Origin of the sequence: Mycobacterium sp., assembly GCF_049608025.1 — a bacterium.
GTDB lineage: Bacteria > Actinomycetota > Actinomycetes > Mycobacteriales > Mycobacteriaceae > Mycobacterium.
This window is the reverse complement of the sequence record NZ_JBMYXC010000005.1, coordinates 1-9,070: the sequence shown is the minus strand read 5'-3', so window position 1 is coordinate 9,070 and position 9,070 is coordinate 1. Positions and strand designations below refer to the sequence as shown.

The 9,070-nt window shown below is 65.5% G+C and carries 8 protein-coding genes; 6 read left to right on the top strand and 2 right to left on the bottom strand.

Annotation, left to right across the window (positions count from 1 at the left end; genetic code table 11):
• Positions 1–65 precede the first annotated feature (65 nt).
• The 3 genes from ACPGXI_RS02925 (at position 66) to ACPGXI_RS02915 (ending at position 5,872) form a co-directional block, all read left to right on the top strand.
• On the top strand, positions 66–995 hold the full coding sequence (locus ACPGXI_RS02925) for an RluA family pseudouridine synthase (RefSeq protein ID WP_526649799.1): 930 nt from the start codon (positions 66–68) through the stop codon (positions 993–995).
• Positions 996–1,088: 93 nt separating this feature from the next.
• The gene (gene dnaE, locus ACPGXI_RS02920) at positions 1,089–4,667 is read left to right on the top strand and encodes a DNA polymerase III subunit alpha (RefSeq protein ID WP_526649630.1); all 3,579 of its coding nucleotides are present in this window, start codon (positions 1,089–1,091) and stop codon (positions 4,665–4,667) included.
• Positions 4,664–5,872, top strand: a complete 1,209-nt coding sequence (locus tag ACPGXI_RS02915) for an MFS transporter (protein ID WP_526649628.1) — start codon at positions 4,664–4,666, stop codon at positions 5,870–5,872. The genes dnaE and ACPGXI_RS02915 overlap by 4 nt, the downstream gene beginning before the upstream one ends.
• Here ACPGXI_RS02915 and ACPGXI_RS02910 read toward each other — a convergent pair.
• Positions 5,869–6,333: a PPOX class F420-dependent oxidoreductase gene (locus ACPGXI_RS02910; protein ID WP_526649626.1), complete on the bottom strand. Its 465-nt coding sequence runs from the start codon at positions 6,331–6,333 to the stop codon at positions 5,869–5,871. The two genes, ACPGXI_RS02915 and ACPGXI_RS02910, sit on opposite strands and share 4 nt — an antisense overlap.
• Before the next feature lie 57 nt (positions 6,334–6,390).
• On the opposite strand from ACPGXI_RS02910, the gene ACPGXI_RS02905 reads away from it, so the two are divergent.
• Both ACPGXI_RS02905 and ACPGXI_RS02900 read left to right on the top strand, forming a co-directional pair.
• Positions 6,391–6,804 carry a MerR family transcriptional regulator gene (locus ACPGXI_RS02905; protein ID WP_526649624.1) on the top strand — a complete coding sequence of 138 codons (414 nt, stop codon included), beginning with the start codon at positions 6,391–6,393 and terminating at the stop codon, positions 6,802–6,804.
• 158 nt (positions 6,805–6,962) lie between these two features.
• Positions 6,963–7,169, top strand: a complete 207-nt coding sequence (locus ACPGXI_RS02900) for a hypothetical protein (RefSeq protein WP_526649623.1) — start codon at positions 6,963–6,965, stop codon at positions 7,167–7,169.
• Between the two features lie 139 nt (positions 7,170–7,308).
• Here the strand turns inward: ACPGXI_RS02900 and ACPGXI_RS02895 are convergent, their stop codons facing one another.
• Positions 7,309–8,571, bottom strand: a complete 1,263-nt coding sequence (locus ACPGXI_RS02895; RefSeq protein WP_526649621.1) for an HNH endonuclease signature motif containing protein — start codon at positions 8,569–8,571, stop codon at positions 7,309–7,311.
• Positions 8,572–8,828: 257 nt separating this feature from the next.
• Here ACPGXI_RS02895 and ACPGXI_RS02890 point away from each other — a divergent pair.
• Positions 8,829–9,070, top strand: a 242-nt coding sequence (locus ACPGXI_RS02890) for an IS110 family transposase (RefSeq protein WP_526649619.1), incomplete at its 3' end; no start/stop codon positions are given.

Genomic DNA, 9,070 nt, shown 5'->3' with positions numbered 1-9,070 from the left:
CAGCCGGACGACGAATCAGACACCGTCGGGAGGGGCCGGGAGCCGGAACCCGAGTCCGGGGCCTGATGACCACCCGTTCTTTGCCGATCCCGGAAGGACTGGCCGGCATGCGAGTCGATGCCGGGCTGGCCCGGCTGCTCGGGCTGTCGCGCACCGCAGCCGCTGCACTCGCTGCCGAGGGCGCCGTCGAGCTCGACGGCGCCCCCGCGGGCAAGTCGGACAAGCTCGTCGTGGGGGCGTGGCTGGAGGTGCGGCTACCGGAGGCGCCCGCCCCGGTGGAGAACACGCCGGTCGACATCGAGGGCATGTCGATCCTCTATGCCGACGACGACATCGTGGCGGTCGACAAGCCGCCCGGGGTGGCTGCGCACGCGACCGTCGGCTGGCACGGTCCGACGGTGCTGGGCGGGTTGGCGGCGGCGGGCTTTCGGATCAGCACATCGGGAATCCATGAGCGCCAAGGCATCGTGCACCGGCTTGATGTCGGCACCTCCGGGGTGATGGTGGTGGCCCTGTCCGAGCGGGCGTACACCGTGCTCAAACGGGCATTCAAACAGCGGACCGTCGAGAAGAGATACCACGCTCTCGTCCAGGGCCATCCGGATCCGTCCAGCGGAACCATCGACGCGCCGATCGGTCGCCACCGGGGGCACGACTGGAAGTTCGCCGTCGTCGACGGCGGCAGGGCCAGCGTGACCCACTACGACACCCTGGAAGCGCACCCGGCTGCGAGCCTCCTCGACGTCCAACTCGAGACTGGGCGTACCCACCAGATCCGGGTCCACTTCGCCGCATTGCATCACCCATGCTGTGGCGACCTGACCTATGGTGCGGACCCGAAGCTGGCGGGGAAACTCGGCCTGGAACGCCAATGGCTGCACGCTCGATCCCTGGCGTTCGTGCATCCAGCCGACGGGCGGCGCGTCGAGATCACCAGTCCGTACCCTGCCGACCTGCAGCATGCGCTGGACGGTCTGCGCCTGCACGGCGGGTGAGATTCGGGCTGCTGGGGCCTGATGCGAACGAGGCGAGACACGCATCGCGACACGCCGCAGGCTGTCGGTGGCCGGTCATAGACTGGCGTCCCTATGAGCGATTCTTTGCCTGGGTCTTCAGGGTCTTCAGGGTCTTCAGGGTCTTTTGTTCACCTGCATAACCACACCGAGTACTCGATGCTCGACGGCGCTGCGAAGATCAGTCCGATGCTGGCCGAGGCGCAGCGCCTGGGTATGCCCGCGGTGGGCATGACAGATCACGGAAATATGTTCGGGGCCAGCGAGTTCTACAACAAAGCGACCGAGGCGGGCATCAAGCCGATCATCGGCGTGGAGGCCTACATCGCCCCCGCCTCGCGTTTCGACACCAAGCGCATCCTGTGGGGTGACCCCGGTCAGAAGGGTGACGACGTCTCGGGCAGCGGGGCCTACACGCATATGACGATGATCGCGGAGAACGCGACCGGGCTGCGCAACCTGTTCAAGCTGTCCTCGCTGGCGTCGTTCGAGGGCCAGCTTGGAAAGTGGTCCCGAATGGACGCCGAGGTGATCGCCGAGCACGCCGACGGCATCATCGCCACCACCGGCTGCCCCTCCGGTGAGGTACAGACGCGGCTGCGCCTCGGCCATGATCGCGAGGCACTGGAAGCCGCCGCCAAGTGGCGGGAGATCTTCGGCCCGGAGAACTTTTTTCTCGAGCTGATGGACCACGGCCTGGACATCGAGCGCCGGGTCCGGGAGGGCCTGCTCGAGGTCGGCACGAAGCTGTCGATCCCGCCACTGGCGACCAACGACTGCCACTACGTCACCCGCGACCACTCGCGTAACCACGAGGCGTTGCTGTGCGTGCAGACCGGCAAGACGCTGTCCGACCCCAATCGGTTCAAGTTCGACGGCGACGGTTATTACCTCAAGTCCGCCGCAGAAATGCGCGCGCTGTGGGATGACCAGGTCCCGGGAGCCTGCGACTCGACGTTGCTGATCGCCGAGCGGGTGCAGTCCTACGCCGACCTGTGGAAGCCGCATGACCGGATGCCGATTTTCCCGGTGCCCGAGGGTCACACCCAGGAGTCGTGGCTGCGCCACGAGGTCACCGCAGGGCTGAGCCGCCGGTTTCCTTCCGCGGTCCCGCAGGAATACATCGATCGCGCCGACTACGAGATCAAGGTCATCTGCGAGAAGGGCTATCCGTCCTACTTCCTGATCGTCGCCGACCTGATCAACTACGCGCGCTCAGTGGATATCCGCGTCGGCCCGGGCCGGGGGTCGGCGGCCGGCTCACTGGTGGCGTACTCGATGGGTATTACGAATATCGATCCGATCCCTTACGGGTTGCTGTTCGAACGCTTCCTCAACCCCGAGCGCGTGTCGATGCCCGACATCGACATCGACTTCGACGACCGCCGCCGCGGGGAGATGCTGCGCTATGCCGCCAACAGGTGGGGTAGTGACCGGGTAGCCCAGGTCATCACGTTCGGCACCATCAAGACCAAAGCAGCGCTGAAAGATTCGGCCCGGGTGAACTACGGCCAGCCCGGCTTCGCCATCGCCGACCGGATCACCAAGGCTCTTCCGCCGCCGATCATGGCCAAGGACATTTCAGTCTCGGGAATCACCGATCCCGCCCACGAGCGGTACAAGGAGGCTGCTGAAGTCCGTGCCCTGATCGACACCGATCCTGATGTGCGGACGATCTATGAGACGGCGCGCGGACTGGAGGGGCTGGTCCGCAATGCCGGTGTGCACGCCTGCGCGGTGATTATGAGTTCGGAGCCGCTGATCGATGCGATTCCGCTGTGGCGTCGACCGCAGGACGGTGCGGTGATCACGGGCTGGGATTATCCGTCGTGTGAGGCCATCGGGCTGCTGAAGATGGATTTCCTCGGGCTGCGCAATCTCACGATCATTGGCGACTGCCTCGAAAACATCCAGGCGAACCGGGGGATCGACCTCGACCTCGACGCGGTGCCCCTCGATGATCCGGCTGCCTACGAACTCCTGGGCCGCGGTGACACGTTGGGTGTGTTCCAGCTCGACGGTGGGCCGATGCGTGACTTGCTGCGTCGCATGCAGCCCACCGGGTTCGAAGACGTCGTCGCCGTCATCGCCCTGTACCGACCCGGCCCGATGGGCATGAACGCCCACAACGACTACGCCGACCGGAAGAACAACCGCCAGGCCATCAAACCGATTCACCCCGAACTCGAAGATGCGCTGCGGGAAATCCTTTCCGAGACCTACGGCCTGATCGTCTACCAAGAGCAGATCATGCGTATCGCGCAGAAGGTGGCCGGTTACTCGCTGGCCCGAGCCGACATTCTGCGCAAGGCCATGGGAAAGAAAAAGCGCGAGGTCCTGGAGAAGGAATTCGAAGGCTTCTCCGATGGCATGAAAGCCAACGGATTCTCGACAGCGGCCGTCAAGGCGTTATGGGACACCGTGCTGCCGTTCGCCGACTACGCGTTCAACAAGTCGCACGCAGCCGGTTACGGCCTGGTGTCCTACTGGACGGCCTACCTCAAGGCGAACTATCCCGCCGAGTACATGGCCGGCCTTCTCACCTCGGTCGGAGACGACAAGGACAAGGCGGCGATCTACCTGGCCGACTGCCGACGACTGGGTATCACGGTGCTGCCGCCGGACGTGAACGAGTCGGCCCAGAACTTCGCCTCGGTCGGCGCGGACATCCGCTTCGGGCTCGGCGCAGTCCGCAACGTCGGCGCGAATGTCGTTGCATCGCTGATCAATACGCGTGCCGAGAAGGGCAAATTCACCGACTTCTCTGACTATCTGCACAAGATTGACATTGGTCCGTGCAACAAGAAGGTCACCGAGTCGCTGGTCAAAGCCGGAGCGTTCGACTCGCTGGGACACCCCCGCAAGGGGCTGTTCCTGGTGCACACCGACGCGGTGGATTCGGTCCTCGGCACCAAGAAGGCCGAGGCGATAGGCCAGTTCGACCTGTTCGGCGGGGCCGGGGACGGTGCTGACCCGGGGGATTCAGTGTTCACCATCAAAGTGCCCGGCGAGGAGTGGGAGGACAAGCACAAGCTTGCGCTCGAGCGCGAAATGTTGGGGCTGTATGTGTCGGGTCACCCGCTCAACGGGGTAGCCCATCTGCTGGCCGCCCAGGGGGACACCGCGATCCCGGCGATCCTGGGCGGGGACGTCGCCAATGAGAGCCAGGTTCGGATCGGTGGAATCCTGGCCTCGGTGAACCGCCGGGTCAACAAGAACGGGTTGCCCTGGGCTTCGGCGCAGCTGGAGGATCTCACCGGCGGTATCGAGGTGCTGTTCTTCCCGCAGACCTACTCGGTGTTCGGCGCCGAGATCGCCGACGATGTCGTCGTGCTCGTCGGCGCTAAGGTGGCTATTCGCGACGACCGGATCTCGCTGATCGCGAACGAGCTTGTAGTGCCAGATTTTTCGAGCGCGCAGGTGAATCGCCCGGTTGCGCTGAGCCTGCCGACGCGCCAGTGCACGGTCGACAAGGTCAGCGCGCTCAAGCAGGTGTTGGCGCGTCATCCTGGCACCGCTCAGGTGCATCTGCGGCTGATCAGCGGGGAGAGAATCACCACGCTGGAGTTGGATCAGTCGCTTCGGGTGACTCCATCCTCGGCGCTGATGGGTGACCTCAAGGCGTTATTGGGACCGGGCTGCCTCGGCGGATGAACACCCCACCCGCAGTGGGGATGAGTGCGTGGCGATTCGTCACTACCTTCGGCGTGATCAGCCTGCTGGCCGACGTCGTCTACGAGGGTGCCCGCTCGATCACCGGGCCGCTACTGGCTTCGCTGGGGGCCACCGCCGTCGTCGTCGGAGTCGTCACCGGCGTCGGAGAGGCCGCCGCTCTGCTACTGCGGCTCGTCTCGGGCCCGCTGACCGACCGCACGGGTCGGTTCTGGACCTGGGCCATCGCCGGCTATTTCCTCACCGTGATCACGGTGCCGTTTCTCGGCGTCGTGGGGGTGCTGTGGGCGGCGGCCGCACTGGTCATCGCCGAGCGAGTTGGTAAGGCGGTCCGCAGCCCGGCCAAGGACACCCTGCTCTCTTACGCGACCGCGGTCACCGGCCGCGGCCGAGGGTTCGCCGTCCACGAGGCGATGGATCAGATCGGGGCGGTCGCCGGGCCACTCGCGGTGGCGGCCATGCTGTTCGCATTCGGTGGTGATTTCGGACCTAGCTTGGCTCTGCTGGCCATCCCCGGCGTGGCCGTCGTGATGCTGCTGCTCTGGTTGCGCGCACGGGTGCCCGAGCCGGCCCGGTACGAAGTCGCAGCCGCACCGGTTGTCGACCCGGTCGCCAAGCCTGATGTCGCACAGGGCTTTCTACGCTCTTTGCCGAGATCGTTCTGGGTCTACTCGGGTTTCTCCGCGGCCACCATGGTGGGATTCACCACCTTCGGGGTGCTGTCCTTCCACCAGGTGCAGCAGGGAATCGTGCCGGTGGCGGTGGTGCCGGTGATCTACGCCGCCGCCATGGCCGCCGATGCGGTCGCAGCGCTGATCACTGGTTGGGCCTACGACCGGGTCGGGGCGCGGGTCCTTGGCGCGCTGCCGGTCTTGGCCGCCCTCGTACCGGTGCTCGCCTTCGCCGACCACGTCGCACCGGTCGTGGCTGGGGCTTTGGTGTGGGGAGCGGCCGTCGGCATCCAGGAGTCGACACTGCGGGCGGTCGTCGCTGATCTCATCGAACCAGCCCGCCGGGCCACAGCGTACGGCGTCTACGCGGCGGTCATCGGCACCGCTGCCGCGGCGGGCGGAGCGCTGACCGGATTGCTGTACTCGCACTCGGTGGCGCTGCTGATCGCGGTGGTGATTGTGGTGCAGCTCGCCGCGATGGCCACGCTGCCGTTGGTCCGTCGTCAAGCCGGTTAGATCGCTGGCTCGCCGCTGAACTCGACTCGGACAATCGCGCTGTCCGGCCACAATGTTCTGCTGCTTACTCGGCGGAGTTTCTCGCGCAGTGTCAAGCGGCGGTGCACGTTGGTGACACCGGGGATCTTGAGCATCGGCACGATGTTCCACTGCCACCCATACCGTTTGTGCAGCGCACTGTTGGCTGCCTCGGCGTCGTCACCGCACAGCAGCCTTGCCCGCCCCCGAGTGGCCGGAGAGCCTTCCGATACCCGGCCGTGGCGGTCGCAGGCGGTGATTTCGACCTCGGGTCTCGCGGTCAGTCGCCGCGTTTTCGGCCCGATTTTGGCGCGGAACACCAACGATGAACCGGCTAGGCGGAACCAGATCGGCGTGTCGACGGGGCTGCCGTCAGCGCGATAGGAGCGTAGGCGGGCGTACTTGGTGCTGTGCAGTGTGTCCAGAGTGTGCAGTGTGTGCATGGTGACCAGTGGAGCACTTAGAGTTGACTTCAAGTCAAGTGCACGATGGAGGTTCGGATGAAGAAGCCGACAGCGTCTCGGACTATCGGGGACATCGCCCGCCGGGCGGCAGTCGCCCAGACGACGCTGCGCTACTACGAGAAGTTGGGCCTCATCGCGCCTTCGGCGCGAGTCGGTGGTCAGCGCCGCTACGACGACGCCGTCCTGGCTCGGCTCGAGGTCATTCGCTTGTGCAAGTCCGCCGGTTTCACCTTGGACGAGATCCAGACCCTCTACGCCGACGAACTTCCGGGACGGCCCTCAAGTCGAGCGCTGGCCGAGGCGAAGTTAGCCGAAATCGAACTGCGCATATCGGAATTAACCAGGGCTCGGGAGATCATCGAGTGGGGGATGCGCTGCACGTGCCCGTCGATCGACGATTGTGCCTGCGGAGTTCACTCGTCCCAGGCCTGGAGTCGGGGGATGACGTGAGTGACGCACCGGCCGCTACAGGATTGATTCCACGGGGTGTGGCTGCTGAGGTTTAGGGGCGCGGGTTGCGTCCACCAGAGTGGTGTTCGGCCAAGGCACGGCGCCTGGCGAAGTAGCTTCCTGCGCCTGCTTCCTCGGGATCGCAAGAATCGGACATCGTGAGGCGATTGCTCGCCTCCGGCGAAAAGATGGGCGGGTGCAAGGCCTACCGCGCCGAGGCCGGCGACTACCTTCCTACCGCGATGCAGGTCATCGAGTCGTGCCGGGATGCAGGGCATCTAGTCGCTTTGATCGGCCACGACGAGTTGCACGCTCCCACACCGATGCGTCCGCGTCGTAGGACCGTAGCGGGGATTGTCGGGTAACGCTCTGCGGCGATTCGAGTTTCGTTGTCGGCCGCGTACTTCACGATCGGCAGCCAGGTAGCGCCAACGAATTGCTCTCGGAGTCAACCCGTTTAGGTCTCGATGGCATGCCGCGCGATGATCAGCCCCGGTGTCGGGCCTAGTTATCGATGGGTGGTGGTTGCGGTTGGAACGGCTCGTACCACCACCAGTCGGCGCGCTCGCCGGTGGGTCCGGGGCATGGTGCGACTGCTGGCGGGGGTTTCGTCGGTGGGCGGGCCAGTGATCCCGTGCCCAGTGGCTGACCGTCACTGTCGCTGACTGTGAGGTGGTGGGCGGGTCCTGTGATGGTGATCGTGCCCCGGTGGTGTAAGCGATGGTGGTATGGGCACACGAGCGCGAGGTTGGACAACTCGGTGGGGCCGCCGTCCTCCCAGTGCTGGATGTGGTGTGCGTGCAGACCGCTGGTGGCCCCGCAGCCGGGAATCACGCATGCGCGGTCGCGGCGTTCGAGCGCACGGCGCAGTCGGCGGCTGACGGTCCGGGTGGTCCTTCCTGAGCCGATGACCTGGCCGTCACGTTCGAACCAGATCTCGCAGGTGGCATCACACGTTAGGTAGCAGCGCTCTTCGTCGGAGAGCAGCGGACCCAGATGCAGTGAGGCGACGCGCTGATTCACATCGAGGTGGGCGACCACGGTGGTGCGCTGCCCGTGTGGCCGGCGGGCCACCTCCCTATCCCAACCGGCCTCGATAAGGCTGATGAACGCATCGACGGTGGTGGGAAACGGCGGCGCCTGATCGGAGACCTCATCGCCACCGGCGTGGTCGCGCTTCCAGTCGGCGACCGCCGCATCGAGGTGCGACTGCAATGCGGCGTCGAACTTCGCAGCATCGAGGTGCGGTAATTTGATCCGCCAGCAGGTGAACTCGTCGTCGACGGTCTTGGTGATCGATCGTTGCGGCTCCGGCCGAGGATCGGCTTCGGGTCGAGGCTCGAGCTTGACCGCGGCGCGCAGCTGGCTGACGGTCGCGAATTGCGCCAGCGTTGCGTAGTGCTCATCGGACCCCTCGGCCGCTCGGTGGGCGACGGCGCCGATCTGATCCAGCGATAGTCGCCCCTCCCGCATGCCGCGGGCGCAGCGGGGAAACTCCTCGAGGCGGCGCGCCACGGTGGCGATCGTGTGAGCGTTTCCCGGTGAGGAGCCGGTCTTCCAGGCCACCAAAGCCGCCACCGACCGCGCGCCGGTAGCTCCCCAAAGCTCGTCTCGATCGAGTTCGGCTGCGATCTCCACGATGCGTCCGTCGACGGCATTGCGCTGACCGGTCAGTTCCGCCAACTCGTCGAACAATTCCTCGAGACGTTCAGCGGGGCGCGCACCGGGATGCGCCCCAGCAGCGAAAGAAGTTGTGGCCGAGGACATAACATCATCCTCGCAGGAGGGTCCGACATTGATAATGGAAGAGCGTTACCGCGCAGGTCGTGACTCTGGGTCCGACTGACGCCCTGCTGGGTTGTCCTTCACTTGATTTGTCCGGCCTGCACGGTGCGTGCTGTGAGCACGCCGGTCAGGACGGACATGACCTAATCAGGAGCCTGGCCGTTCCTCATCAATGTCTTGTCTGCCCGCCCTGCCGGTGTGTGCCCCACCAACTCCGGGTCAGAAGGGACACCACCATCTTGTCAGAATCCACGCTCGTCGTCGCCGGCGCGGACACCCACGCCGACACCATCCATGTCGCGGCGATCTCGATAACCGGGGCGTTGATCGGTGACCGGGAATTCCCGACCACCCGCGCCGGGTACGCCGCGGCCATCAGATTCTTGACCTCATTGGGGCAGGTGGAGCGGATCGGGGTGGAGGGTACGGCCAGCTACGGCGCCGGGCTCACCCGAGCACTCACCGCAGCGGGTATCGAGGT